General features: G+C 67.9%; 22 protein-coding genes. 11 read left to right on the forward strand and 11 right to left on the reverse strand.

From position 1 onward, the window contains the following. The first annotated feature begins 131 nt into the window (after positions 1 to 131). Both tuf and ASG45_RS04895 read left to right on the forward strand, forming a co-directional pair. Positions 132 to 1325, forward strand: a complete 1194-nt coding sequence (tuf, locus tag ASG45_RS04890) for an elongation factor Tu (RefSeq protein WP_055833601.1) — start codon at positions 132 to 134, stop codon at positions 1323 to 1325. A gap of 195 nt (positions 1326 to 1520) precedes the next feature. Then, complete coding sequence (locus tag ASG45_RS04895; RefSeq protein ID WP_055833604.1) at positions 1521 to 2351, forward strand: hypothetical protein; 831 nt, start codon at positions 1521 to 1523, stop codon at positions 2349 to 2351. Positions 2352 to 2355: 4 nt separating this feature from the next. Here the strand turns inward: ASG45_RS04895 and ASG45_RS04900 are convergent, their stop codons facing one another. Genes ASG45_RS04900 through ASG45_RS16560 form a run of 4 tightly spaced genes read right to left on the reverse strand, consistent with a single transcriptional unit; the run spans position 2356 to position 6785 of the window. Continuing rightward, positions 2356 to 3585, reverse strand: coding sequence for a hypothetical protein (locus ASG45_RS04900; RefSeq protein WP_156459372.1), 1230 nt, complete (start codon positions 3583 to 3585; stop codon positions 2356 to 2358). Beyond that, on the reverse strand, positions 3566 to 4996 hold the full coding sequence (locus ASG45_RS04905; RefSeq protein ID WP_055833609.1) for an O-antigen ligase family protein: 1431 nt from the start codon (positions 4994 to 4996) through the stop codon (positions 3566 to 3568). The genes ASG45_RS04900 and ASG45_RS04905 overlap by 20 nt, the downstream gene beginning before the upstream one ends. Continuing rightward, complete coding sequence (locus tag ASG45_RS04910) at positions 4993 to 6066, reverse strand: glycosyltransferase family 4 protein (RefSeq protein WP_162242834.1); 1074 nt, start codon at positions 6064 to 6066, stop codon at positions 4993 to 4995. Before ASG45_RS04910 ends, ASG45_RS04905 begins: the two co-directional genes overlap by 4 nt. A 17-nt stretch (positions 6067 to 6083) precedes the next feature. Beyond that, on the reverse strand, positions 6084 to 6785 hold the full coding sequence (locus ASG45_RS16560) for an acyltransferase (protein ID WP_055833611.1): 702 nt from the start codon (positions 6783 to 6785) through the stop codon (positions 6084 to 6086). A 365-nt stretch (positions 6786 to 7150) separates the two neighbouring features. On the opposite strand from ASG45_RS16560, the gene ASG45_RS04920 reads away from it, so the two are divergent. Continuing rightward, positions 7151 to 8917 carry a DUF4012 domain-containing protein gene (locus ASG45_RS04920; RefSeq protein WP_162242835.1) on the forward strand — a complete coding sequence of 589 codons (1767 nt, stop codon included), beginning with the start codon at positions 7151 to 7153 and terminating at the stop codon, positions 8915 to 8917. 44 nt (positions 8918 to 8961) lie between these two features. Here ASG45_RS04920 and ASG45_RS04925 read toward each other — a convergent pair whose 3' ends face one another. Then, the gene (locus ASG45_RS04925; RefSeq protein WP_055833617.1) at positions 8962 to 9243 is read right to left on the reverse strand and encodes a hypothetical protein; all 282 of its coding nucleotides are present in this window, start codon (positions 9241 to 9243) and stop codon (positions 8962 to 8964) included. Then, on the reverse strand, positions 9240 to 9722 hold the full coding sequence (locus ASG45_RS04930; RefSeq protein ID WP_082516459.1) for a GtrA family protein: 483 nt from the start codon (positions 9720 to 9722) through the stop codon (positions 9240 to 9242). Before ASG45_RS04930 ends, ASG45_RS04925 begins: the two co-directional genes overlap by 4 nt. Before the next feature lie 89 nt (positions 9723 to 9811). Here ASG45_RS04930 and ASG45_RS04935 point away from each other — a divergent pair, with 89 nt between their 5' ends. Genes ASG45_RS04935 through ASG45_RS04950 form a run of 4 tightly spaced genes read left to right on the forward strand, consistent with a single transcriptional unit; the run spans position 9812 to position 14080 of the window. Further along, positions 9812 to 10564 carry a glycosyltransferase family 2 protein gene (locus tag ASG45_RS04935; protein ID WP_235561589.1) on the forward strand — a complete coding sequence of 251 codons (753 nt, stop codon included), beginning with the start codon at positions 9812 to 9814 and terminating at the stop codon, positions 10562 to 10564. Positions 10565 to 10566: 2 nt separating this feature from the next. Continuing rightward, positions 10567 to 11043: a VanZ family protein gene (locus tag ASG45_RS04940; protein WP_156459374.1), complete on the forward strand. Its 477-nt coding sequence runs from the start codon at positions 10567 to 10569 to the stop codon at positions 11041 to 11043. Then, positions 11040 to 12578: a hypothetical protein gene (locus ASG45_RS04945; RefSeq protein WP_055833628.1), complete on the forward strand. Its 1539-nt coding sequence runs from the start codon at positions 11040 to 11042 to the stop codon at positions 12576 to 12578. The genes ASG45_RS04940 and ASG45_RS04945 overlap by 4 nt, the downstream gene beginning before the upstream one ends. A 59-nt stretch (positions 12579 to 12637) precedes the next feature. Next, the gene (locus ASG45_RS04950; protein WP_055833631.1) at positions 12638 to 14080 is read left to right on the forward strand and encodes a phytoene desaturase family protein; all 1443 of its coding nucleotides are present in this window, start codon (positions 12638 to 12640) and stop codon (positions 14078 to 14080) included. Here the strand turns inward: ASG45_RS04950 and ASG45_RS04955 are convergent. Further along, a complete protein-coding gene (locus tag ASG45_RS04955) occupies positions 14043 to 14942 on the reverse strand; it encodes a hypothetical protein (RefSeq protein WP_055833633.1) in 900 nt (299 codons plus the stop codon). The two genes, ASG45_RS04950 and ASG45_RS04955, sit on opposite strands and share 38 nt — an antisense overlap. After that, positions 14939 to 15403, reverse strand: a complete 465-nt coding sequence (locus ASG45_RS04960) for a hypothetical protein (protein ID WP_156459375.1) — start codon at positions 15401 to 15403, stop codon at positions 14939 to 14941. The genes ASG45_RS04955 and ASG45_RS04960 overlap by 4 nt, the downstream gene beginning before the upstream one ends. Positions 15404 to 15525: 122 nt before the next feature. On the opposite strand from ASG45_RS04960, the gene ASG45_RS04965 reads away from it, so the two are divergent. Beyond that, complete coding sequence (locus ASG45_RS04965; RefSeq protein WP_055833638.1) at positions 15526 to 16659, forward strand: acyltransferase family protein; 1134 nt, start codon at positions 15526 to 15528, stop codon at positions 16657 to 16659. Between the two features lie 30 nt (positions 16660 to 16689). Here ASG45_RS04965 and ASG45_RS04970 read toward each other — a convergent pair whose 3' ends face one another. The 3 genes from ASG45_RS04970 to ASG45_RS04980 all read right to left on the reverse strand — a co-directional run bounded on the left by ASG45_RS04970 (position 16690) and on the right by ASG45_RS04980 (position 19930). Continuing rightward, positions 16690 to 17823, reverse strand: a complete 1134-nt coding sequence (locus tag ASG45_RS04970) for an acyltransferase family protein (RefSeq protein ID WP_082516463.1) — start codon at positions 17821 to 17823, stop codon at positions 16690 to 16692. A gap of 80 nt (positions 17824 to 17903) precedes the next feature. Continuing rightward, the gene (locus tag ASG45_RS04975) at positions 17904 to 18506 is read right to left on the reverse strand and encodes an arsenate reductase/protein-tyrosine-phosphatase family protein (protein ID WP_055833643.1); all 603 of its coding nucleotides are present in this window, start codon (positions 18504 to 18506) and stop codon (positions 17904 to 17906) included. After that, positions 18503 to 19930 (reverse strand): polysaccharide biosynthesis tyrosine autokinase, encoded by a 1428-nt coding sequence (locus tag ASG45_RS04980; RefSeq protein WP_055833646.1) that lies wholly within the window; start codon positions 19928 to 19930, stop codon positions 18503 to 18505. The genes ASG45_RS04975 and ASG45_RS04980 overlap by 4 nt, the downstream gene beginning before the upstream one ends. Positions 19931 to 20090: 160 nt before the next feature. On the opposite strand from ASG45_RS04980, the gene ASG45_RS16455 reads away from it, so the two are divergent. The 3 genes from ASG45_RS16455 (at position 20091) to ASG45_RS04995 (ending at position 24694) form a co-directional block, all read left to right on the forward strand. Next, on the forward strand, positions 20091 to 21563 hold the full coding sequence (locus ASG45_RS16455) for a hypothetical protein (protein WP_055833649.1): 1473 nt from the start codon (positions 20091 to 20093) through the stop codon (positions 21561 to 21563). After that, the gene (locus tag ASG45_RS04990; RefSeq protein WP_082516464.1) at positions 21560 to 23437 is read left to right on the forward strand and encodes a DUF4012 domain-containing protein; all 1878 of its coding nucleotides are present in this window, start codon (positions 21560 to 21562) and stop codon (positions 23435 to 23437) included. Before ASG45_RS16455 ends, ASG45_RS04990 begins: the two co-directional genes overlap by 4 nt. 156 nt (positions 23438 to 23593) lie before the next feature. Then, complete coding sequence (locus ASG45_RS04995) at positions 23594 to 24694, forward strand: glycosyltransferase (RefSeq protein WP_055833654.1); 1101 nt, start codon at positions 23594 to 23596, stop codon at positions 24692 to 24694. The last annotated feature ends 7 nt before the right edge of the window (positions 24695 to 24701 follow it).

Here is a 24701-nt window from a genome sequence, read left to right on the forward strand (position 1 = left end):
CTTCGGCACGGGTTCCCGGCATCCACTCAAACTGAATACCGACTCTCTAGTAATCTGAGAACAACCCCCGCGAAGAACCGGTCGCAATCCAGTGCCCGAGACCTCGCAACCAACGTCCTGAGGAGGACCCAGTGGCTAAGGCCAAGTTCGAGCGGACCAAGCCGCACGTGAACATCGGAACGATCGGTCACGTCGACCACGGCAAGACCACGCTCACCGCTGCCATCTCGAAGGTGCTCGCCGACAAGTTCCCGTCGGCCACCAACGTTCAGCGTGACTTCGCGTCGATCGACTCGGCGCCGGAAGAGCGTCAGCGTGGTATCACGATCAACATCTCGCACGTCGAGTACGAGACCCCCAAGCGCCACTACGCGCACGTCGACGCGCCCGGCCACGCCGACTACATCAAGAACATGATCACCGGTGCCGCGCAGATGGACGGCGCGATCCTCGTGGTCGCCGCCACCGACGGCCCGATGGCTCAGACGCGTGAGCACGTGCTGCTCGCCAAGCAGGTCGGCGTTCCCTACCTGCTCGTCGCGCTGAACAAGTCGGACATGGTCGACGACGAGGAGATCCTGGAGCTCGTCGAGCTTGAGGTTCGCGAGCTCCTCTCGTCGCAGGACTTCGACGGCGACAACGCCCCCGTCGTCCGCGTCTCGGGCCTCAAGGCTCTCGAGGGCGACGAGCAGTGGGTCAACGCCATCGTCGAGCTCATGGAAGCCGTCGACGAGTCGATCCCCGACCCGGTGCGTGACAAGGACAAGCCGTTCCTCATGCCCATCGAGGACGTCTTCACCATCACGGGCCGTGGCACGGTCGTCACGGGTCGCGCCGAGCGCGGTACCCTCGCGATCAACTCCGAGATCGAGATCGTCGGCATCCGCCCGACGCAGAAGACCACGGTCACGGGTATCGAGATGTTCCACAAGCAGCTCGACGAGGCCTGGGCCGGCGAGAACTGTGGTCTGCTCCTCCGCGGCACCAAGCGTGACGACGTCGAGCGTGGCCAGGTCATCGTGAAGCCCGGTTCGGTCACCCCGCACACCAACTTCGAGGGCACGGCGTACATCCTGTCCAAGGAAGAGGGCGGCCGCCACAACCCGTTCTTCACGAACTACCGCCCGCAGTTCTACTTCCGCACCACCGACGTGACCGGCGTCATCACGCTGCCCGAGGGCACCGAGATGGTCATGCCCGGTGACACCACCGAAATGTCGGTCGAGCTCATCCAGCCGATCGCCATGGAAGAGGGCCTCGGCTACGCGATCCGTGAGGGTGGCCGCACCGTCGGCGCCGGTACGGTGACCAAGATCGTCAAGTAAGTCTCTTTCGACTTCACTCGGCACAGGCCGGGCCTTCGGGCCCGGCCTTTGTCGTTCCTGCGCGAGGCATCGTCGCAGCTGTCACGGACTCCGGATGCCATGCACCCACCCGTTCTGCGTGATGGCGGACACTACGAGGCGAGGCCGTGCGCTCCGCGAATCGGGCCGCGCGGGTGAAACCCGTAAGCTGAACGGGTGAGTGACACCCCCTTCGAGCCGAGCCGACGCTCCCGTCGCGAGGCGCGGGCGGAGGTCGACACCGCCCTTTCCGAGCCCTCGCTGAGCGTCGGCCACGATGACCGTGGCGCGTCCGACCGTCCCGCCGACCGCCCGCGTGCCTCGAACGATCGCCCGGCTCGACACCCGGCAACCGGGTTCTTCGGTACCTGGAAGCCCCTGGTGGCCGCCGCCGCGGCGCTCGTCGTCGCCATCGTCGTCGGGCTGTTGGCCGGCGTCGCCTTCAACGGAGCCGCGGGTCGCAGCGTCGGCAGTGTGCTGGCATCCGTCGTCGTCGGGGGGACCGGCCTCGGGCTGATGGCCCGCACGCGGCCCGCCGGATTCTTCTCGCTGCGGGGCCTCGACGTTCTCTGGGCACTCGTGCTCGGCGCGATTCTGCCCTTCGTCGCCGGCATCGCGGCGGGGTCCCTCGGGTGGCCGGCGTTCGCGGCGCTGTCGCCGCGGTGGCTGCTGCTGGGTGTCGTGGCGCCGTTCGTCGTCACCGCCATGCTGGCCTTCTTCGCCATCGGCTTCGTCTTCCCGGCGGCTCTGAGCTATGCGTCGACGCGCTTCACCCCGACCATCGCTCGCGTGGTGGCCGGCGTCGTGTCTGCTCTCGCATTCGCGGTCATCCCGCTCGTCTTCTCGGGCACCGTGTCGGGCATGCCGACCGCGCTGTTCGTGGGCCTCGGCATCGCGGCATCCGTCTTCGTGGGGCTCTCGCTGCGCTTCTGGGGGCCGCTGCTGCTGAGCCTCGTCTTCCCGATGGTCTGGGTCGCGCTCTCGGTCGCCGGCTACCTGCTGGCCTGAGGGCTCAGCGTCCGCGGAGCACCGGTACGGCGGTGACCGACAGCGCACCCAGCACGGCGAGCTGCACCGCAGCGACACCCGCGGCCGCGCCCGCGACGCCGAGCGTCGATGCGCCGATGAGCACCGCGGGCACGATCAGCACCGCGCCGACGCACACCGCGGCGAGGTAGGCGCCGTCGCGCCCCGCGGGCAGCACGACGCACATGCCGAGCGCCGTGGCGATCGTCATCGCCGCCAACGCGATCCCGCCGAAGAGGGCGGTGAGTGACGAGATCTCGAATCCCGGGCCCAGCACGATGGGCGTGGCCCACGGGACGACGAGGGCGAAGCCGGCGCCGAGCGCGATCGCGAGCAGGGCGTGCAGGCCGACGGCGCGGCGCATGCGGCGGAGCCCCGCCTCGCCGGTGGCCGACGAGACCCACCCCTGGAACGAGCCGGTGATCATGTAGACGCCGATGTAGCCGTACTTCAGCACGCGGTCGAAGGGGGCGAAACCGATGGCCGCGGGCGCGCCGGCGATACCGAGCGTCGAGAGGGGCGCCGTCTCAGAGAACGTCAGCAGCCCGGCGGCCAACGCCGTGCGCCAGCCCCCACGGTAGGCCGCTCGCGCGTCGGCGATCGCCGCACGCGTCGAGAAGCGTTCACGCAGTCCGATGAGCCACGTGGCGACGAGGAACGCCGCGAGCGTGCCGACGAGCAGCACCGCCGGGTAGAGCAGAGGGATGCCGGTGGCCAGCGCCGCGATCGCTCCGGCGAGGTTGAGCACGATCCGGGGGACCGCGTCGAACACGAGCGCCAGGAGCGGTCGACCGACCCCGACGGCGTACCAGCTGAGCGACAGACCCTGCAGCGAGAACGCCAGCGCCGAGACGATCGCGAGCGCGTGATCGTCGGCGTGGCTGGCCAGGGCGGCGACGACGGCGACGAGGGGCAGAACGACGAGGCTGTTCGCCCCGCGCACGACGATGCTCGCGCGGAAGACCCGCGAGGGGTGCGCGGACCGCGCCGCCTCGACCGGGCCGCGCACGGCCCACCCGAAGGTGATGAGGGTGGCCGCGAGCGTTCCCAGGGCCTGCCCGATGGCGATCTCAGCGAAGCCGGTGGGGCCGGCGGCGCGCGTGATGAGCGGGAGGGCGATGAGGGGCGAGATCGCCGACAGCGCCGACACGGCCGTCAGCAGGGCGACGCTGCGGGCCCGGTGGGGCCGCGGCGCCTCAGGCGCGGCCGAAGACACGGCCGGGTTCGCGCGCGTCTCCGCGTCCACTGTCACGTGAGTCGTTGCGCTCGTCGTCACCGAGGGGGCGCAGGATCACCGCGATGAGGATCCAGGTGATCGCGAACCAGAACATGCTCGTGAGCGTCGCCGACAGCAGGTACGACGCCAAAAGGCCCGCGGCCACGGGTTTGCGTTCGCGGGGGACGCAGACGAACACGGTCACGAAGAGGGCCACGAGCAGGCCCAGGCCCACGATCCCGCCGTCGTAGAGCACCTGCACGGGCAGCATGATGATGTGCCCGCTGATGCCCGGGGTGCCCGGCTGCTCGTGCCGCAGCCCGAAGGTGTTCGTGCCGTTGCCGAACCACAGGTTGACGCCGTGCATCTCCTGCGCCGCGAGGCGGGCGACCTCGAGGCGGAAGCCGATCGTGCCGCCCTGGAAGTCGACGTCGCCGATCTTGTTCTGCTGTTCGGGGTTCGTGGGGTCGGGTTCGCGCGTGGGCGCGGGAGAGGGGGTCACCTCGTCGACCGGCGTCGCGGAGACGGATGCCGTGGGGCTCGCCGACGGAGGCAGAGTGCGGTCGGCGGGCTCGGTGCCGCCGAGGGCCGCGATGATGCCGTACGTGACGACCAGCGTCACGACCAGCACCCCGGCCGGGAGCACGCGGGTGAGGCGCTCGCGCCAGGCGGAGCGGAGCGAGAACACCGTGAACAGGACGAAGACGCCCAGACCCAGCACCAGGCTGAACACCGCGGTGCGCGTCTGCGAGGCGACGAGGCCGAGCGGCACGGCGATCGCGATGGCCGCGGTCTCCCACCGGCCGATCCCGCGTCGGGTGATCGTCAGCAGGGTCCAGAAGATCAGAATCGAGGCGTAGATGTTCGCCTCGATGGCCGTCAGGCGCGAGACGTAGACCTCGTACAACCAGTCGAAGTCGGTGCCGAGGGCGATCTGCCCGCGGGTGACGTTGGCGACGACGTAGGCGGCGAAGCCGACGAGAGCCCACGGTGCCACCGAGATGCGTCCGAGACGTGCCGCGAGGTCCGCGCCTTCGGCGAGAGCCATCATCGAGACGAGCAGCAGCAGGTCGATGACGAGCCAGATGAGGATCGACGCGCTCCACGTCAGGCTCGGCGAGAACACGAGCGTCGTCACGACGTTCCACGCCACGAACGCGGCGTACACGAGCGGCACGGGGTGACGGAGTGCGCGGAGGAACGCTCCGCGCAGCATCGGGTGCACCAGCATCCACGCCGCGAGCGCCAGCGGAACGACCTGCTCCACGCGTACGCGGAACCCGACGATCTCGGCGTCGTAGCGTCCGAGGAACGAGCTCACCACGACCGCGCCGATGAGGATGAGCGTGATGAGTCGCGTCCGAGCGCTGAGGCTCGGGCGGGCGTAGGCGAGGGCGGGGGAGAAGGTCATGAGCGGGGGACCAGATCCCAGAGTTCCGCACGAATACGGCGGTCGAACGTGTCGCGAGCGAAGAGTCGTTCGAACCGCTCGCGGGCTGCCGCGGCGGCGACTCGGATATTCGTCTCGTCGAGAGCGTCGAGGGCGTCCGCCCAGGCCTGGGCATCGCCCGGTGTCACCAGCAAGGGGCTCTCTCCCACGATCTCGCGGAGACCGCCGGCGTCGCTCACCAGCAACGCGCGCCCTGCCCCGAGCGCCTCGATCGCGATGGTCGGCAGGGGGTCGGGCAGCACACTCGGGACGACCACGACGTGTGCGGCGTCGAGGTGCGAGCGCACATCGGCCGTCCGACCGACAACGGTGATCTGCGAGCGCCGCGGAGACTCCCTGACGAGCTCGGGCACGTCGACAGCCTCCCCGATGGGCGGGGCGTCACCGAGGATCTCGAGCGTCATATCTGTGCGCTTCATGCGGCTGAATGCGTCGAGGAACACACGGTGTCCCTTCCACGCGTTCCATCGGCTTGCGATGACCACGCGGATGCCACCCGTGAACGGCGGGAGATCGGTCGGCGGTGCCGTGTCGAAGCCGTTGTGCACGACGGTCGTTCGTCCACGAAGGTGGGAGGGCAGCGCCCGCGCGACAGCGGAGCTGACGGCGATGATGTGGTGCGCGTAGCGCAGGAACGGGATGACGGAGCGGGAACGGGCGTCGATGTGCTCGTGCAGGTGCAGCACCACCCGCGCACCGGCGAGGCGTGCCGGCGGCGCCACCAGCGCAGAGGCCGCGGTGTTGACGTAGACCAGTGAGGGGCGTGCGGCGAGCAGGCGGAGCCCGGTGCTCACCGCCCGTCCGGCCAGGCCGAGCAGGCGAGTCGGGCGGAGGTATGCGCGACGCATGATCGGGAGCGGGAGATGTCGCACCTGGATGCCATGTTCCTCGAGCGTCCGCGAGAGCTCGCGCTCGGGATAGTCGATGTCGGTCGGCAGCCAGACCTCGAGATCCAGATCGTCGGGGACGGTGCGCAGCACCTCGAGGAGAACCCGATCGGCGCCGTACATCTCGTCGGACGGGTGAACCACGATTGCGCGACCGCGACTCACTGGCTGCTCCGGCTCTTGAGCTCCCGGGCGGGGATGCCACCGAAAACGGCCCCGGGTGGAACGTCGCGGGTCACGACGGCCCCGGCGGCCACGACAGCGCCGTCGCCGATCGTCACGCCCGACGTGATGGTCACGCCGCTGGCGATCCAGCAGCCCGAACCGATGGTGATCGGAGCCCATTCCACGCCCTGCGACTTCACATCGAGCGACGGGTCGCTCATCACGTGGTCTTCGGCGAAGACCCGGACGCCGGGACCGAGCATCGTCTTCTCGCCGATGATCACCCCTCCCGAGCACCCGATGTAGCAACCGGGGGAAAGACTGCTCCCATCGCCCATGACGAGCCCTACGCCGATGGCGCGTGAGTAGTAGCTGCTGGGACGGATCAGCGTGCCCGTGCCGATCGAGACGCGGTCACCGAGCCGGATTCCGTCGCGGCTGAGCCCTTGGATCTCGGCGAAGTCCTCGACGATGAGGTCCGAGCCGACGTGCACGAGGTGGGGGTTGCGCACACGAACCCCGCGGCCGATCAGGGGAAGGCCGCGTGCCGTCCCGAGGCGTGGACGCAGAAGCGCGCCGCGCGCCGCCATCGGGCCGACCTTGCCGGCGAGCTGAGCGCTGACGATCCTCCAGCGGTCGCTGCCGGCGCTACTCAGCCGCTCGCGCTGTTCGCCGACGATCTTGTGAAGAAATCCCATTATTCAGCGAGTCCTTTGGCGAAGCGGGCGAGGACGGAGGCTGAAACGTCGCACCGGAACCGATCGTTCATACGGGCTGAACACTGAGAGCCGCGCGACGCTCCCTGTTGCGCCCCCTGTGAAGTATCCCCGCTATCGAAAGGGAAATCTGGGATGTTCCCGAGAAAGGGAGCCCGTCGCGGGGAGAGGAGAGCGAACGTCATCTCGTCGCGTCCCCCGTTCCGTCAGCGGGAAAAGGGTCCGTGGGCGCTGGACTCGCTCATTCCCGGAATGCTTTGAACCGACTCAGGTAGCATACCGATCGCGCGGCAGGTGCCCGTCGCGCCCGACGCCGGATGACCGACTCGCGGCGTGATCGGATGAAAATGTCACGTAAGCCCACCCGTCGCCTTCGACCTCGCACGATCGCCTGGATCTCCCTCGGTGCTCTGAGCGCCATCCTTGTGGCGCTCGCTGCCGCGGTGGCGATAGGCGGTTTTGTCGCGCAGAAGGAACTGCGAGCGGCCGTGCCTGTCGTGTCGAAGATGCAGGACCAGTTCGATTCGGATGACCGTTCCGACCTCGCTGCGTCCATGACTGAGTTGCAAGGGCACGCCGCCGCCGCGCGGGGTGCCGCCGACACCCCGCTCTGGTGGATCGCCGAGCAGGCCCCGTTCATCGGGCCGTCGCTGCACGCCGTGCGGGAGTCGACCGTGGCCGTGGACGAACTGGCACAGGGGGTGCTGCCTGCGCTGATCGACGTGGATCCCGCGTTGCTGCGGCCAAACGGCGGGGCCTTCGACATCGCTGCGATCTCACAGCTCGCCGGCCCGGTGTCGCAAGCGGCCGCCTCGGGCGAGCGTGCCGCGGACGCCCTGTCCGGCGTGGATCTGAGTGACACCCCGGGAATGCTGCGCGGCCCGTTGTCGCAGCTGACCGGTGCCGTGGGGGCCCTGCAGCCCCCCCTTTCACGAGCGAACGCGCTTCTGCCCCACGTGCCGTCGATGATGGGTCAGGACGGGCCGAAGAATTACCTGCTCCTCGTGCAGAACAACGCGGAAGCGCGCGGAACCGGTGGTATCCCCGCGTCGGTCGTCGAACTCCGACTCGAGAACGGGAAGATGGACATCGTCCAGCAGGCGTCGAGTTCCGACTTCGCGAACGAGCGCGCCACGCCGATTCTTCCGCTCGACCCGCAGGTCGTCACCCTTTTCGACGACAAGATCGGTCGTTGGTCGCAGGATATGACGTCGACACCTGATTTCACCCTGTCGGCGAATCTCGCTCAGGCGTACTGGACGGAGCGATTCGGCACGTCGGTGGACGGCGTCATATCCATCGACCCCGTCGCGCTGTCGTACATCCTGAAAGCGACCGGACCCATCACGTTGGCGACCGGCGACAAGCTGACGTCCTCGGACGCCGTGAAGATCCTGCTGAGCGATGTCTACGCGCGCTACCCCGACAACAAGAACCAGGACCTGTTCTTCGCTTCGGCCGCGGTGGAGATCTTCGACGCGATCTCGTCGGGGGACTTCGCTCCCGTCCCGTTCGCCGCCGCGATCGTCAAGGCAGTCGATGAGAACCGGGTTTACTTCCATTCCTTCGACGAGGCCACGGAGGCGGCCTTCGACGGATCCCGTCTCTCGGGGCCGCTGCCCGTATCGGACGACGCCGAGAAGACCACGGTCGGTGTGTTCGTCAACGACCTCACCGAAGCAAAGCTCAGCTATTACACGAACATGAGTACGGAGGTGCTCGTCGACCGCTGCTCGGCGGTCCCGACGTACACGACCATCGTGACCTTCGAGAATGGCCTCGACGAGGCGACATCCAACGGGCTCGTGCGCTATGTGAACGCTGGCGCGCATTATGCCAAGGGAACCATCGGCACGGATCTGCAGTTCTATGGTCCGTCCGGTGCGACCTTCGTGAACGCGGCGATCGACGGCGTCGATGTGGCGATCACCACGGGTGAGCACCTCGGCCGCCCGGTCGGTCGCATGTGGGTGGTGAACCCGCCCCAGATGGTCCACACGCTCGCCGTCAAGTTCGCGGGGAGCCCGGGCGACGGCGACGACGTTGCTCTTGTTCACACCCCGATGGTGAACCCCGTGACGTCGACCGTCGTAGAGGTGCCCTGCGGCAACTGACCCGATACGTGTGGGCGGCCCTCCGCTCACACCGGGACCCGGTTTTAGAGGATGGCGAAGACGTACGCGTAACCCGCGAGCAGCCCGAGGTTCATGAGGCCCGCGATGGGGGCTAGGATGCCGAAGCCACGGCGGACGATGACCGCCACCACCGCGAGAGCGAGTCCGAGGAAAGCGCCGGCGGCACCGAGAGTCAGAGTGCTGGTTAGGGGGATCGTCTCGACGAACACCGCCCAGAGGCGCGCCACCACGATCAGCTGGACGCCCAGGGAGGCGAGCGCGGCGAGCAGCGACAGTGTTCCGAGGACTCGGGGGGCGGTCTTCACGGGCCGAGCCTACCCGAGGGCTGTTCCGCGGCCGGAATCGGACGGGTGGGCGGGAAGACGACGAAGTGGTAGAGCGCGAAGCGCAAAACGGTGATGAACGCGATCGACACGAGGTTGACGATGTTCAACCCCACGGGCCCCGTCTCTCCATAGATCGCCTCCAGCGCCCGAGCGCCACCCCAGACGCCCGCGGCGCCAGCTCCGGTGCAGAGGGCGTTGACCAAGAGGAAACGCAGCATCTGCGAACCGGCTCCCGTGCGTGAGCGGGAGCGGAACGCCCACTCCCTGTTGCCGAAGTACGCGTTGACGAGGGCGATGAGTGACGCGATCACCTTCGCAGCCACCGGTCCGACCCCCGCGAGCAGCAGCAGATTGAAGGCCGCGATCTCGATACCAGTGCTGACCGCTCCCACGATGAGGAAGCGCACGGACAGAGCGCCCGCGCGACCAAGATTCCTGGTGCGCCCCACGAGTGTCATACGCTACAGGTTCGGGGGAGATACCGGGTGAAAACAACCCGGAGAGAAGTGGGGATGCCAGGGTGCAGGCGCAAGACCATGTCGCGGTCGTGATACCGGCCTTCAACGAGGCTGAGGCGCTACCGATCTTCCTTGCGGAGATCAAGGCCTCCTTCGCGGTCGCGGGGCGGACCGTGTCTCTCATCGTCGTAGACGACGCGTCCACAGACCACACCGCCGAGGCGGGTTCCGCCTTCGCCGACGTCGTTCGTTCCCCCGTCAATCGCGGGCATGGCCCGACCGCCCTGACGGCCTATACGCAGGGTCTGCGAAGCGGCGCCGGCGTGATCGTGCACGTCGACGGCGATGGACAGTTCTACGGCGACGACATCGTCCGCGTCGCCGTCGCCCTGGACCGGGTGGACTCCGACGTCGTCCACGGCGTGCGCCGCGGGCGCGCGGACCCCTGGTTTCGTCGGTGTCTGAGCGCCCTCGTGCGCTTCGCCGTTCTCCTTCTCTGCGGCCGTTCGGTTCCCGATGTGAACACCCCGCTGCGCGCGTACCACCCGGACACACTCACGCGCCTGGTGGACGGGGTACCCTCCGATGCCCTTGTCCCGCACGTGCACTTCTCGATCGCGGAGGCGCGTAAGCGACTCCGCGTCCGGTATGTCGCCGTCGAGAGCATCCCTCGCCGCGGGACGGTGGTCCAAGGCACGATGTGGGGGACCGGACGATCCCGCGTGGTCCTTCCTCCTCGCCGTCTCCTTCGTTTCGCGGGCCGTGCGCTCGCGGAGCTCTGGCGCATCGACATCGCCGGTGCGCGGCGGTCGTCGCGGCCCGTCGCGACCGTGCGTGGCTGATCGTGCGCCTGTTCATCGCAGCTACCGGACTGGGGATGTGTCTGGTGGTGGTACTCCTGGCCACGCTGTCGCCCACCCCCATCGACCAGGGGTATGAATCCGCGATTGAGCGGGTCCTCTCGGTTCTCCACCGCAACGGGGTGCCGGCCTGGTTCGGTTACCGCTGGTTCGAGTTCTCTGCGAACGTGGCGATGTTCGTCCCGCTCGGGTTCTTCCTCGCGCTGGTGTTCCCGACACGCTTCCTGTGGATGGCCCTGCCGCTCGTCCCGGCGCTGTCGGCAACCCTCGAGATGGTGCAGTACTTCGTCCTGCCCGCGCGTTTCTCAACCGTGAACGACGTCATCGCGAACTCGATCGGCGGCTGGCTCGGCGTCGCTGTCGCCGGAATGGTCGTCCTTGCCGTCCATGTGCGCGACCGGCGCATCATCCGTGTCTGGCGGGAGAAGAACGTCATCGGCGTGAAAGAACCACTCGCATGACCCGGTTCCTGCCCCGCTCCGGCCTCGCTGCCGTGGCATCCGCTCTCCTCGTCAGCGCTCTCGCGTACGTCCCGATGATCCTCAGTGGGCACCTGACCCGCGATTCGGGGGTTTTCCTCTACACCGGGATGGTGGTGTCGCGCGGAGGAATGCCCTATGTCGAGTCGTGGGATCACAAGGGTCCGTTGCTGGCAGCGATCGAGGCCCTTGCGTGGCAAGTCGGCGGGGGGATCGTGGGTGCTCCGATCCTCGAGGGCATCGTGATGTTCGCCGGTCTCGCCGTCGCAGGGGTCCTCTGGTCGCGACTGATCGGGTACGCGGCCGTACCGGCGGTCCTCGTCGTCGGGGTCACCTATCTCGGAGTCTTCGAGGGAGGCAACTTCACGGAGACCTGGCTCTTCCCCGTCCAGCTCGTCGCCTACTCGGCGGCTGCCCATCTCGGGCTGCGGTCCGGTTTGGATGCGCCTAGCCGCGCAGCGGCGTCGGTGGGTCTCGTGCTCGGCCTCGCGCTGGCCGTGGGGCTGTTCACCCGCATGAACAACGTCGTAGGACTCGTTCTCGTCGTGTTGGTCGGCGTCGTCGTCCTGCGCCGTCGGTGGATCTTCGTCGCCGCGGCCGTCGCCGCTGTCGCCGCCGTGGGAGCGGCCCTCACCCTGTGGCTGTGGAGCGGCGATGCGCTCCGAGCCGGCATCGACCAGTACCTGCGGTACAACCTGTTCTACTCGGGTGGGACGACGACCTCGGACCGTCTCTCCGCGTTCGGCACCCTCGCGCAACTGCTCGTCTCCGGCGCCGTCGTGGTCGCCGTCCTCCTTCTTGCGGGCGCGTGGCTCGCCCTCGGGCGGAAACAGGGTGCCGTCGACGGTACGCCGACGTTCGTCTTGGCGGTGTTCTTCGCCGTGGGCGGTCTGGACGCGCTGTCGCAGATGGTTTCCGGTCGGCCCTACCCGCACTACCTCGTCGTCGCGATCGCCGGATTCGCGGTCGCGGGCATCGTCCTCGTGGCGTGCCTTCTTGCCCTCGCGTCGCGGATGCCCGCGTCGTCCGGCCGGCGGGGGAGGAGAGTCGCTCGGGCGATCGTGGTGGCCGGGGCGATACTCCTCGTCCTCGCGGGCTCGTCGTCGAGCGCTCTGCAGTGGGCGCGCATCGCGAAGGGATCCGGGGTGTTCGTCGCCGGGTCCTATCAGGCGCAGCTCGTCGATCGGGTCGTGGCGGAGACGACCCCGAACGACCGGGTGCTCGTGCACGGAGCGGAAACGTGGATCCTCGCGGCATCCGAGCGACTGTCGCCCACGTCGATCACCTACTCGCTCCCCGTGGAACAGGGGTACGGCGGACTTCCTGCTCAATACCTGGCCGACGTGACCTCCTTCCCCCCGTCGCTCATCGTCGAATCGCCCGAGTCGTGCGGAATCTCGATCGAATGCCCGCCCGACAAGGCGAACTTCACGGGGCTCGCTCCCTTCGTCGCGTCGTCGTATCAGCTCGAGGGCGAGGTCGTGGGGTTCCGGTTCTGGCGGCGGAACGCCGGATGACTCGTGCACGGAAACACACGCGGCACGGAGTGAGCAGTTCACGATTGACGGGAGACAGCATGGCCGATGCGGCAGTGGTGGGGAGTGGGCCGAACGGACTCGCGGCCGCGGTCACGCTCGCGCGAGCGGGGCTCGACGTCGTCCTCCTCGAGCGCAACGACACGCTGGGCGGCGGCGCGCGCACCATGGAACTCACGCTCCCGGGATTCCGCCATGACGTGGGCGCCGCCGTGCACCCCATGGGTCTGGCGTCACCCTTCTTCCGCGCATTCCAGCTCTCGGAGCGCATCCCCTTCACAGTGCCGGAGATCTCGTACACCCACCCGCTCGGCGGCGGGCGGGCCGGTGTCGCCTACCGCGACCTCGCGCGCACGGCGGAGCATCTCGGAGCGGACGGCGCCGCGTGGCGTCGGCTCTTCGGCCCCCTGGTCGCGCACGTGAACGGGCTGAGCGACTTCACCGCCTCCCAGCTCCTCCGCGTCCCGCACGATCCGATCACGGCGGTCCGCTTCGGTCTCCGTGTGCTCGAGCAGGGGTCAACCCTCGGCGGCCTGCGTTTCGCCGACGATGTCGCTCCCGCCATGCTCACCGGCGTCATGGCTCATTCGATCGGTCGGATACCCTCCCTCGCATCCGGGGGCGCGGGCCTGGTCCTCGCCGCGCACGCACACGCCCGCGGATGGCCCGTCCCGCGTGGCGGCACGCAGACGATCATCGATGCGATGCGCGACGACTTCCTCGCCCACGGTGGACGGATCGCGACGGGTGTCGACGTGGCCGACTCCCGCGACGTCCGGGCCCCGATCCGTGTCTTCGACGTGTCGGCGCAGGCACTCGCCCGTATCGGTGGAACAGAACTGCCGCCGTCTTACGTCCGTACGCTTCAACGGTTCCGATACGGCGACGGCATCGCCAAGGTCGACTTCGCGCTCGACGGACCCGTCCCGTGGCTAAACGAGGCGACCCGTCGCACCGGGACGGTACACCTGGGCGGCACCGCTTCGAGCATCCGCCGCGCGGAGGCCGACGTCGCAGCGGGACGGATCCCCGCTCGCCCCTACGTCCTGGTCGCCCAGCCGACGGTGCTCGACGACAGTCGGGCGCCGGTAGGCAAGCACGTGCTGTGGGCGTACGTCCACGTCCCGCGGGGATCCGACTTCGACCCGACGCAGCAGGTGACCGCGGCGATCGAGGAAGAAGCTCCGGGGTTCCGCGATCTCGTCCTCGCGTCGCACGCGATCACCGCGCACGACCTTCCCTCCTGGAGCCCGAACTTCGTCGGGGGCGACATCTCGTCCGGCGCGCTCTCGATGGTGCAGATGGTGAGACGACCAGTCCTCTCCCCTGTGCCGTGGCGCACCCCCACCCGCGGGGTCTACCTGGCCTCCTCGTCGACGCCGCCGGCGACGGGCGTGCACGGACTCTCGGGCTATTACGCGGCGCGTGCCGCGTTGCACGACATGTTCAGGTCGCCGCCGCCGGCTCTCGGCGTCGACGCCTGAGGGCGCGCAGCAGGTTCCGTTCCGGGAACCACCGGCTGAGCGGCAGGCAGAAGAACGCGGCGTAGGCGTAGAGGTTGTCGAAGAAGTCAATGCCCATCATAAGGAAGACACCCACGTGGAACGTGATGATGAGGATGAGGCCGAGACGGAACAGTCCCGGCAGGAAGACGGCGAAGACGAGCCATCCCTCGGCGAACAGGGTGACCCAGTCCAGCGCCTTCCAGAAGAGGGTGCTGTCGATGGACAGGGCGAACTCGCCGAACGGACCCGGAATCGGCCCGGCTACGTCGTCGCGGGCCACGAAGTAGCGCGTCGCCTCGCGCGCCGGGTCCAGCCAGCCCGCCGCCGCCTTCGGGACGGCCGCGGTGAACATCGCGAAGCCGACCACGGTGGCGAAAAGGAAGAGCGGGTAGCCCGACGTCGTCCGAGCGCGTCGTCGCGCGTCGAGAGACCATGCCGCACCCCATCCGGCCAGACCGCACGCGAGAGGGGTGAGATCGAACAGGATGAAATGGTCGACCTTGCCGTAGGAGTAGCTCAGCCCGGCCGCGAAGAGCAGCACGGCGGTCATCACCGTGGACGCCCAGAGCGTTTTCCATCCGACGAGGAGCCAGATCGCCACGAGAGCTCGGACGACCGTGAGCGCGATGAGTGCGCCCGCGGTGGGCTGCTCGCTCAGCAACACGAACGGTCCGGGCGGCGGAGAGAAGAACTGCGCGGGAACCTCGGTGATCCACAGCAGGTCGCCGGAGAACAGCAGGACCTTCAGGGCGAAGACGATCCGGAGCGCGGCGAACGCCCGTGGGGCGGGCCGGTAACCCCGGCAGATCCACTCGATGGCCGCTGAGACCCGATCCCTCATAGGTCGACCTTCCGTACGGTGGGCTCGCCCACAGGTTCGGCCGACACCTCGACGATGTCCAGGTCCACCGGCTGCCAGGTGAAGGTGACGCTCCGTGCCGTTCGGCCCTCACCCACGCGTGCCGCCTGGGCTCCGAGCCACTGCCGTGTCTCGTCCGAGAGGTCTTCGCCCGATTTGATGAGGTTCGTCATCGCGAAGCGGGCGCTCGAATAGTGGAACTGCTCGAACAGATCCTCCGGTTCGACGCTCAGGGTGGTGCCGTCGTCGTAGGCGACGTCGATGCGCACCGTGTCGATCTGGCGGTGGCCTTCTCTATCCGGGGCCTGACCGAACGTGGGCATGCTGATCGTCGGAAAAGCCTCCGTCGAAGAACGCCAGTCGATGACACCTTGGACGACGAGAACGACCGCAAGAAAGCCGAAACCCGCCGCTTTCCATGAAGAACGCGAATGCAGCGTCACGGATTTCCCCCACCCTATGAACCTCGACTGATCATAGCTTCGCCGAGCGGACGACCCGTGCGATGCGGGATGCCGGGAGGAACGCGATAGCGTCGTCGCCGAGACCGACAATGAGGAGCAGTATGCCCGCCGGCCCCGCAAAGAGCGTCCATGGCGCCTTCACCATCCCCTCGCTGGACGGGATCCGCGCCATCGCCGTGGCGATCGTCTTCATCGGCCACGGCTTCACTCTCGGTGGCCCCTGGCCCGGGCACGTGGGCGTGACGATCTTCTTCTTTCTGAGCGGATATCTGATCACGACGCTGCTGCGACGAGAATATGACGGGGCGGGGCGAATCGCCCTCGGAAAGTTCTATCTCCGCCGTGCGGTGAGAATCCTTCCGCCCGCGTACATCACCATCGCCATCGCGGTGATCGTGGGGCTCGTCGGGTGGCTTCCGTCGACGCAGAATGTGTGGGGCGTTCTGGCGGAGCTGCTTAATGTCACGAACTACTACATGATCTGGGCGAACAACGCGACCGGAGATGTCCACACGGGGCTCCCGCCGGAGACCAGCATGCTCTGGTCGCTCGCCGTCGAAGAGCACTTCTACCTGATCTTCCCTGCCGCACTCATCCTGATGCTCCGGCGACGGTTGAACTATCGCCGGATCGGCTACATCCTGGTGGCCGCATGTGTTCTCGCGGTGGGGTGGCGGGTCTTCCTCGAGGCGACGACCCAGGACTTCTATCGTCTCTACATCGCTAGTGACACACGGTTTGATGGTCTCCTCGCCGGGGCGGCGATGGCCCTCCTTTGGAATCCCGCTCTGGGCGATCGATCCCCGCTGGGACTCTCGGACCGCGTGATGCGTTACCTCGCCGCACCGATCGCCGGTCTGGTCTTCGTCGTCGCCGCGTTCGCTCCTGACCCGTTCCGACTCACCATCGCCGACTCCGCCATGTATCTGGCTCTCATCCCTCTCTTCTGGCTCGTTATCGTCCACCCCGGCGGCGCGACCGGGCGCATCCTGAACCAGCGGTGGATCGCACACGTCGGGGTGCTCTCCTTCTCGGTCTACCTGCTGCACCGACTCGTGCTGCACCTCCTCGGCCCGATCGTGCCGGTCGCGCCTCTGGCCGATGTGCTCTCCCTCGTGGTCACTCTGGCGGCGGCGCAGGTGATGTACATCGCCGTCGAGAAGCCGCTCGGTCGGCTTCGGAGGCGCCTGGAGGCGCGCTTGCCCGGTCGCCGGGGATCCGCCGGTCGCGGGTAGCCCACGGGCTCGTCCGGCGCGGAGACGGCATCAGGAGCGCTGCGGGGCCTCGTCCCGTGCACGGGAGGCCCACTCGATCAAGCGCGCGGGCGGTGCGTACATGAGCGACCCGGAGCGGGTCCGGACCAGCCCGCGATGCAACCACCACGCGCCGGCGACGGCCGCGGCGGTCAGCAGCAGGATCGACAGCCCCGCCGCGTTCCTGATCGCGGGGGCGGCGCCCAGCAGAGAGAGCGGCACCGTGCACGCGACGATGATCGGGATGTGCGCGACGTAGATCGGTAGCGTGTTCGAGCCGATTCGCGACATTCCCGGTACCCACTGGAGGAGGCGGGCGAGGGCGAACCCGCCGGCCACGCCCAGGACGCAGAGCGCGAAACGCCCACCGGGGAAATGCATGTTGATGATCCCCAGGGAGGTCAGACCTCCCACCGTCAGCCACGCGGCGAGAAATACGAGAAGCGTCGTGAGGCGCGCCTCGGTGTAGAAGCGCAGGATCCGTGCGGAGAACGCCACGCCGGCAGCAAAGAAGACGTAGTACTTAAGGGCGCCCTCCCAGCCGTCACCGATAACGCGAAGGAACCCCTCGGGCACGGACGAGGCGACGCTCATCCACGCCACGGAGAACAGCGCGGGAATGCCGACGCGGACCCAGATCGGTGCCCGGGCGGTCAGCTTCGCAAGGGCGAAGAAGAGCGCCAGTGCCCAGAGGAACCACATTTCGCCGTTGGGGCGGAAGGGGGAGAGCGCCACCTTGGCGAACTGCGTCGCGAAGGTGTTGTCCGGTTGGTCGGGAAGGAAGAGCATCTCCGCGACCTTGTATGCGAAGACGACGGGCTGCCAGATGAGGAACACCCACAGCAGGAGGATGAGCTTCCGCGAGAACAGCTCTTGCCAGGATCGGCGTTCGACCCACGAGACGGCGAAAAGCCCGGACGCGGCGAAGAACAGCGGCATCCGCATCGTAGAGGCGAAGTTCACGATGAACTCGATCGTCGGCGACGACGCGCCGAGGAAGCCGAGTTCGATCCGTGTGTGAAGGAGAACCACCATCAGGATGGAGAGTGCTCGTGCGCGGTCGACCCAGTCGATCCGCGCGCGCACCGGCATCGTCAATTCGTGCCCCCTGTGGTTGTTCTCGAGCGCGGCCCCCGCTGCGACCATCAGCGACTCTATCTGGTGGCTATGAAAGACTCCAGCCGTGCTAGATCGCGAGCACGGCGTCGCTCGACGGAATTACCGAATCAGGCGGAGGCGGCGCGAGCGGCTTTCGCAAAGAATTCGGCGACCTGGTACACCGCGGGCCGCAGTTCCTCGAAGGACCGTGCGTACGTTTCGTCTGAGCGGCGGTAGGGATCCACGATGTCGAACTCGTCGGGAGTCGCAGGGGGCTCCACCGTGCCGCGGAGTGCAGCGGCGAGTCCAACGGCGGCGCGCATACCCTCCTCCGGTGTGGACGCTCCGGAGTCAGCGACCGCTTGCTGCAGACGCGGCTCGATGGCATCCGCGATCCGTGCGAGCTCCCGCAGGGTGAAAGCGCGTCGCATCGAGGCCGGCAGCGACTCGACGACGAGGCGCCGGTGATCGCGCGCCATCGTCACGATGAGGTCGGCCTCGCGGATCATCGAGGTGTCGATCTGTCGGGCCCGGTGCGCGGTGGTGTCGATCCCCTCCGTGGCGGCCAGACGCTGTGCCTGCTCCGGCACGCCGCTGCCGACGAGGGCGCCGGTACCGGCGCTGGCGACATGCACGTCGCCGAACGGCGCCAAAGACTGCGCGAGGAGCAGCTCGGCGACGGGCGACCGGCAGATGTTGCCCGTGCAGACCGACAGAATGGAGAACGTCACTTCTCGTCCGCTCGATCACGCCGCGAACGACGATCGCCGCCCCCGCGCGGGGAAGAGGTCTCCTCGGGTGCACTGTACGAGTAGGCACCGTAGCCGTAGCTGTCGGGGCCCTTCGACGGCAGCATCGTCACGATCACGCCGAATAGACGACTGCCGATGGCCTGCAGCTTCTCAACGGCAGCGGTCAGCTGCGGCTTCTTCGTCGTTCCGGACGCGGCGACCATGAGCACACCACTCGTGAAGCGCGAGATGACGGCCGCGTCGGTGACCAGGAGCAGCGGGGGAGCGTCGACGAGCACATAGTCGAAGGCGTCGGAGAGCGCCGCGAGCGTCCGCTGCATAGCCTGGCTGCCGAGCATCTCGGACGGGTTGGGGGGCGTCCGCCCCGAGGGCAGGACGAAGAGCTTGCCCGTTCCCCACTGCTGGAGGACGTCGACGAGTTCGGCGCGGCCGATGAGGACGTCGGTCAGACCCACGCCGCCTTCGACACCCATGTAGTCGGCCACGCGAGGGAGGCGGAGGTCGCCGTCGACAAGCACGACGCGGGCGCCGGTCTCTGCGAGGGCGATGGCGAGGTTGGCGGTCGTCGTGGACTTTCCTTCACCGGGACCGGCGCTCGAGACCACGAAGGAGCGGGAGGAGCCGTCGACGTCCACGAATTGGAGGTTTGTGCGGAGGCTTCGGAATGATTCGGCTCGGGGGTTGCGCGGGTCCGCGTGAACGATCAGCGGACGCTTCTTCGCGTCGGGGTCCAGGGCGATGCCACCGAGAACCGGGGCCTCCGTGGCCGCCTCGATGTCGTGCAGCGAGTGGATGCGGGTGTCCAGAACGGAGCGAAGCACCGCGATGCCCAGTCCGGCGGCCAAACCAACGATCAGTCCGAGCGCGACGTTCAGCGGGGTGTGCGGCGAGGAGGGCGAGGTCGGCACGAGCGCCGGCGCGATCGTCTCGACGCGAACGAGGCTGGCAGCCTCTCCCTCGGGCTTCTCGAGGCGATTGACTACGACATCGGCAAAATTGGTACCCACCGAGTTTGTGATGGCGGCGGCCGTATCCGCATCTGCCGCCGTGGCGCGAATGGTGATGATCACCGAATTCTGCGGCGAAGAAGCTGAAATGGATCCGGCCAGCTTCTGCGCGGTCGTGTCGAGGTTCAGATCGTCGATCACGCGGTCCAGGACGACGGCACTGTCGACGACGTCGACGAAACTGACCACGGCCTGGCGGGCGAAGGTTGTGCCCTGCGCCAGCTCGCTGATCCCCGAGCTATCTGATCGCACGGACACGTAGAGCTGGCTGCTCGCCTCATAGGTCGGGGTCTGCAGCAGCGAGTACCCGAACGCTCCCGCCCCGCCGAGAATCGTCATCGCAAGAATGAGGATCCAGTTGCGGTGAAGGATCCGGAGATAGTCGCGCAGTTCCAAGCCTCGTCCATTCGCCAGTAAGCAGGTGATCGGGTGCCCGGCTGTCTTGCGCAGATTCTCGGGCTATTCTTTCCCGAAACAATCCGCGCCGTCACGGCGCCCCCTCGACTACCCTACGACATCTGTGGAACGGCGCCGGAAATGGTGCCGAGGAGACGCCATGAACGATCTGCGAACGCTGTTCGGGTCGACCGAGGAACGCGAAAGCACGGAAACGGAAAAGCAGACGTCCTCGATCAGCTCTGCGGCGCTGCGAGAGCTCGTCGGGGTCGGCTCCGCGGGATCGACCGCCCCCACGACGTCGACCGGCCTGCTTGACCTGGTCGGTGCGCCGACCGCCGTCTCGATCTCGTCGGCGGGGGACCTGTCGCTTGTCGCGGGTGCCCCGCGTCCGCCGTCTCCGAACGCGTCTTCCGGTCTGGCGGCCCTCGTCGGCGACGGGCCGGCGGCAGCCGCGCCGTCGACCTCCTCCGCCGACCTCGCCGCGCTTGTCGGCGGCGGCGAACGGGATACGGCCCCGTCGTCATCGTCGGCCGATCTGTCGGCGATGGTCGGTTCCCGCTCCGCAGAGAGGATCGACGACACCGCGTGGCGCGCACCCGATCTGGCGCAGGCGGGGAGGCGTCCGCTTTTCGGCGGTCGGCGTAAGGCGGGTCCCGTCAACTATCTCAGCTTCGCCGTGGCGACACTGGCGGTCGTGGCGCTGGTCGGAACCGCGTCGTTCGCGGTGGTCCTGCGCGCGACGGCCAACCCCGCCGACGATGCCATGGTCAGCCTGCGTGAGAGGGAAGCCGAGCTCGCCAACGAGACGAAGGTCCTCGAGACCGCCGTCGACCTCTATGCCGGCTCCAGCTCGGAAGCCGCCGCCCTCGCCGAGACCAGCGCTCCTGTCCTCGCCGCCCTCCAGGGAAGGGTCGACGGCGCCGCACTGACGACGGCGGAGAACGCGCGCGTCATCCTGGCGGAGAAGGCCAAGGCGGCGACCCCGGTCTCTGTCCCGGCCTACCAGCGCGACTCGATCGACGAGAAGTCGCTCGACGATGTCGGCCAGGCGATCGACGACGTCCGTCTGGCGCGGGAGACCCTCCCGCCCCTCATCGCCGAGGCGCGCGACGCGCGTTCGTCGGTCGTCACGGCCCTGTCCGACTACCGCACGGCGCTGGGTTCGCTGGGAACGGGGATCCAATCCGAGGCGGCGACACTCGTCTCAGCCAATGACTCCGCAGGGTCGAGCTTCCGCACGGCGGTCACCAATGCTGCCGCGCGCATCGTGAGCGCGCAGCAAGCCGGTGGCGACGGCCTCGCCGACATGCCGGCGTACGCGGTGGCGGTGGACGCGTTGCGCGCCGAGAACGCGCGCATCATCGCCCTGGAAGAGGCGGAACGGGAGGCCACGCCGAACCGGCCCACCACGCCCAACGGCGGGACCGACAACGGTCGCGACCCGGACTCCAACCCCTCCGACCCGGGCACTCCCTCCCCGGAGCCCTCCCCGCCTGCTCCTTCTCCCGACCCCGAGCCGTCGCCGGAGCCCACCCAGCCGGAACCGACGCCGGACCCCGAGCCGGAACCGACGGAACCGTCCGTCCCGAACCCCGACCCGACCGCCCCGATCGAAGGTGGCACCGCATGACGGAAGCGCACGCGGACCAGACGCGCCGCCGCCGTCGTCAGGAATCCACGGAACCCGTCTCGTCCGGTCGAGGCAGGGTTGCGGGCGCGATCGTCGGATGGACGCTCGGCGCCCTTGGATTCGCCGCGTGCGCGATCGGTGTTGTGGCATTGGCGTTCATGCAGCAGGCGGGTGTCGTCCGTACCGACCTGCTCGGTGCGCAGACGAAACTGTCGTTCGTCCCCCAGATCGTGGCGAACCGCGACATCGACGGTCTCAATCAGGTCTCGGGCGAAGTGCTCCAGATGACGGAACGGGCGGATGCCGGGTCATCGGGGCCCTTGTGGGATCTCGCCTCGTCCATTCCTTTCGTGAATGACAACACCGAGGCGGTGCAGGAACTCACCGCGATGACGCGGGACCTGACCGGCCGCGCCTTACCGCCGACGGTCGCGCTGCTCTCAGCATCCGATTTCTCCTCCCTCGCCGTCGAGGGGGGCGGCATCAACCTCGAGCCTTTCCGTCAGGCGGAGGGCGCTCTTCCGGAGATCACCAGCGCGTTCACGGATGCCAAGGTCGTCACCGACGGTATCGACCGGACGAACCTGCTCCCCATCGTGACCGAACCGCTCGACCAGGTCGCGCAGATCGTCGATCAGGCGGCTCCCTCGCTGACCCTTGTCCAGAAGTACCTTCCGTCCTTGCTCGCGGCGGCCGGCGGGGACGGCCCCAAGACCTACTTGGTCGTGTTCCAGAACAACGCCGAGATTCGCGCGACCGGTGGGAACCCGGCTGCATCGAGCGTGATGGTCGTGGACAACGGCCGCATCGAGCTCAAGGAGCAGTCCGACTCGATGGCGTTCTACGCTGCGGGTCAGGCGGGGCGCTCGGCGCTCGACCTGCCCGAGAGCGCCCTGGCGCTCTACCCGGACACGTTCACGCGGTACTCGCAGGACTACACCTTCACTCCCGACTTCCCCACGACCGCTCGCCTCTTCGAGTCGCTCTGGGACCGCACCGACGGGTCGCAGTTCGACGGCGTCATGTCGATCGACCCGGTCGTGCTCGCGCACATGCTTGAGGTCCTCGGGCCGGTGGATCTCCCGTCGGGTGAGCAGATCACTTCCGACAACGCCGTCAAGCTGCTGCTGAGCGACGCGTACCAGCGGTTCGGCGACGCCGGCGACAACGGGCGCTCGTCGGACGAGTTCTTCGCGATGGTGTCTTCGACGGTGTTCTCCCGCCTCGCGGGCGGACAGTGGAACCCGATCGCGATGTTCGATCAGCTGACGCGCAGCGCTCAGGAGCAGCGCATCAATCTCTGGTTCACCGACGAGCAGGCCCAGGCGCTCGTGACCGAGGTCGGTCTCGACGGTGGCCTGCGGTCGGACAATGCGGCGTCCACACAGCTCGGTATCTACCTGAACGACTTCTCCATCGGCAAGCTCGAGTACCACCTGACCACCGAGGTCTCTGCCACCTGCAACGCGGCCGATCGCACGGTGAACGTCTCGATGAACATGCACAACGACATCACCGATGACATCACCAACGCGTACACACTCGGGTTCCGCAACAGCGATTACGGGCTCCCGAAGACCACGATGATGCTCAACGCCCTGTTCTTCGCCCCGCCGGGCGCGACGATCACGGCGATGGATCCCTCGGGCGGCGACATTCCTTCGCTCTCACGCAGCGGGGTGGAAAACAACAACACCGGTGAGAGTCGGATGGTGACGCTCGGTCAGAACGAGAATCGGACGGTCTCCTACACGGTGCAGCTCCCGGCGGGCCCGCTCGGCCCGCTCGATTTGCGTCACACCCCGACGGCGAACGACACTTCCGTCTCGATCGACGCGTCGTGCGACGCCTTCCGCGCGGGTTTCACGGAATAGCGCGCGTATCGGGCGCGGAGAACGATGTGTGCTCCGGCGCAATGTCGCGCCTCGCCCGAGCGCTGCCGATTTCGTCCCGATTCCTAGCGATAAGCTGAGGGGATCAGTCCGATATCGGGGTGAAATCGTTTCAGACGAGTGGGGGCACGCACGCCTATGGCTTCATCAGTCGCAATCATCGGGACGCGTGGCTATCCGAGCTACTACGGCGGTTTCGAGACGGCGGTGCGGAAGCTGGCTCCCTTCCTCGCTGGGGAGGGGTGGAACGTCACCGTCTACGGTCGTTCCGGCTCGACGAAGACCGATGACCCGGAGCGGGACACGCGCGTCCGGACTGAGGTCACCCGTGGCATCGAGAGCAAATCCCTCAGCACCCTGTCGTACGGTCTCACGGCGAGCATCCACGCCGCCCGGACGAAACCCGACGTCGCGCTTGTCATGAACGTCGCGAACGGCTTCTTCCTGCCGCTGCTCAAGATGCGGGGCATCAAGACGCTGGTCAATGTGGACGGCATCGAGTGGGATCGCGCGAAGTGGGGCCGTCTCGCGAAGTTCATCTTCAAGACGGGTGCGCGGATGACGGCCCGGTTCGCCGACGACCTGGTCTTCGATTCGCGCGAGATCGAGCGACGATGGAACACGGAGTTCCACCGTCAGGGCGTGTTCATCCCCTACGGCGGAGACGTCCCGCCCGATCTCCCCGTCGAGCCGGGGCTGACGCATCGCGGCTACGCACTCGCGGTGGCGCGGTTCGTCCCGGAGAATACGATCCCCGAGTTCCTCGACGCCGCAGAGGTGATCGCAGAGAAGTACCCCGTCGTCATCGTGGGATCGTCCGGCTACGGTGGTCCTCTGGACGAGCAGGCGCGTCTTCTTGCGGAGCGGAACCCGAACGTCCACGCCTTGGGCCACATCAGCGACGATGCACGTCTCCTCGCCCTCTGGCAGCACGCGGGCGTCTACTTCCACGGGCACAGCGTGGGGGGCACCAATCCGACCCTCGTCCAGGCGATGGCCACGGGTACTCCGATCGTGGCGCGGGCCACCGTCTACAACCGCGAGGTGCTCGGCGACGGCGCCCACTTCTGCGAGCCGAACGCTGCATCCATCGCCGAAGCGGTCTGCGCGCTCATGTCCGAACCCGAGCAGCAGCAGGCGGCGTCGACGCACGTGGCGCGTCGCGCGAGGGAGTCCTACACCTGGGAGGGCGTCAACGGCGCCTACCGGGACGCGCTTCGTCGACTGAGCGCGGACTGACCGGCCG

Source organism: Microbacterium sp. Leaf436, assembly GCF_001424715.1.
In the GTDB taxonomy this organism is placed as follows: domain Bacteria; phylum Actinomycetota; class Actinomycetes; order Actinomycetales; family Microbacteriaceae; genus Microbacterium.

Excerpts from the sequence above, each read along its gene's own strand:
- ASG45_RS04920 (WP_162242835.1), top strand. The coding sequence starts at position 7,151 with ATGTCACGTAAGCCCACCCGTCGCCTTCGACCTCGCACGATCGCCTGG.
- ASG45_RS04950 (WP_055833631.1), top strand. The coding sequence starts at position 12,638 with ATGGCCGATGCGGCAGTGGTGGGGAGTGGGCCGAACGGACTCGCGGCC.
- ASG45_RS04930 (WP_082516459.1), bottom strand. The coding sequence starts at position 9,722 with ATGACACTCGTGGGGCGCACCAGGAATCTTGGTCGCGCGGGCGCTCTG.
- ASG45_RS04955 (WP_055833633.1), bottom strand. The coding sequence starts at position 14,942 with ATGAGGGATCGGGTCTCAGCGGCCATCGAGTGGATCTGCCGGGGTTAC.
- ASG45_RS04990 (WP_082516464.1), top strand. The coding sequence starts at position 21,560 with ATGACGGAAGCGCACGCGGACCAGACGCGCCGCCGCCGTCGTCAGGAA.
- ASG45_RS04995 (WP_055833654.1), top strand. The coding sequence starts at position 23,594 with ATGGCTTCATCAGTCGCAATCATCGGGACGCGTGGCTATCCGAGCTAC.
- ASG45_RS04970 (WP_082516463.1), bottom strand. The coding sequence starts at position 17,823 with ATGGTCGCAGCGGGGGCCGCGCTCGAGAACAACCACAGGGGGCACGAA.
- ASG45_RS04965 (WP_055833638.1), top strand. The coding sequence starts at position 15,526 with ATGCCCGCCGGCCCCGCAAAGAGCGTCCATGGCGCCTTCACCATCCCC.
- ASG45_RS16455 (WP_055833649.1), top strand. The coding sequence starts at position 20,091 with ATGAACGATCTGCGAACGCTGTTCGGGTCGACCGAGGAACGCGAAAGC.
- ASG45_RS04905 (WP_055833609.1), bottom strand. The coding sequence starts at position 4,996 with ATGACCTTCTCCCCCGCCCTCGCCTACGCCCGCCCGAGCCTCAGCGCT.
- ASG45_RS04945 (WP_055833628.1), top strand. The coding sequence starts at position 11,040 with ATGACCCGGTTCCTGCCCCGCTCCGGCCTCGCTGCCGTGGCATCCGCT.
- ASG45_RS16560 (WP_055833611.1), bottom strand. The coding sequence starts at position 6,785 with ATGGGATTTCTTCACAAGATCGTCGGCGAACAGCGCGAGCGGCTGAGT.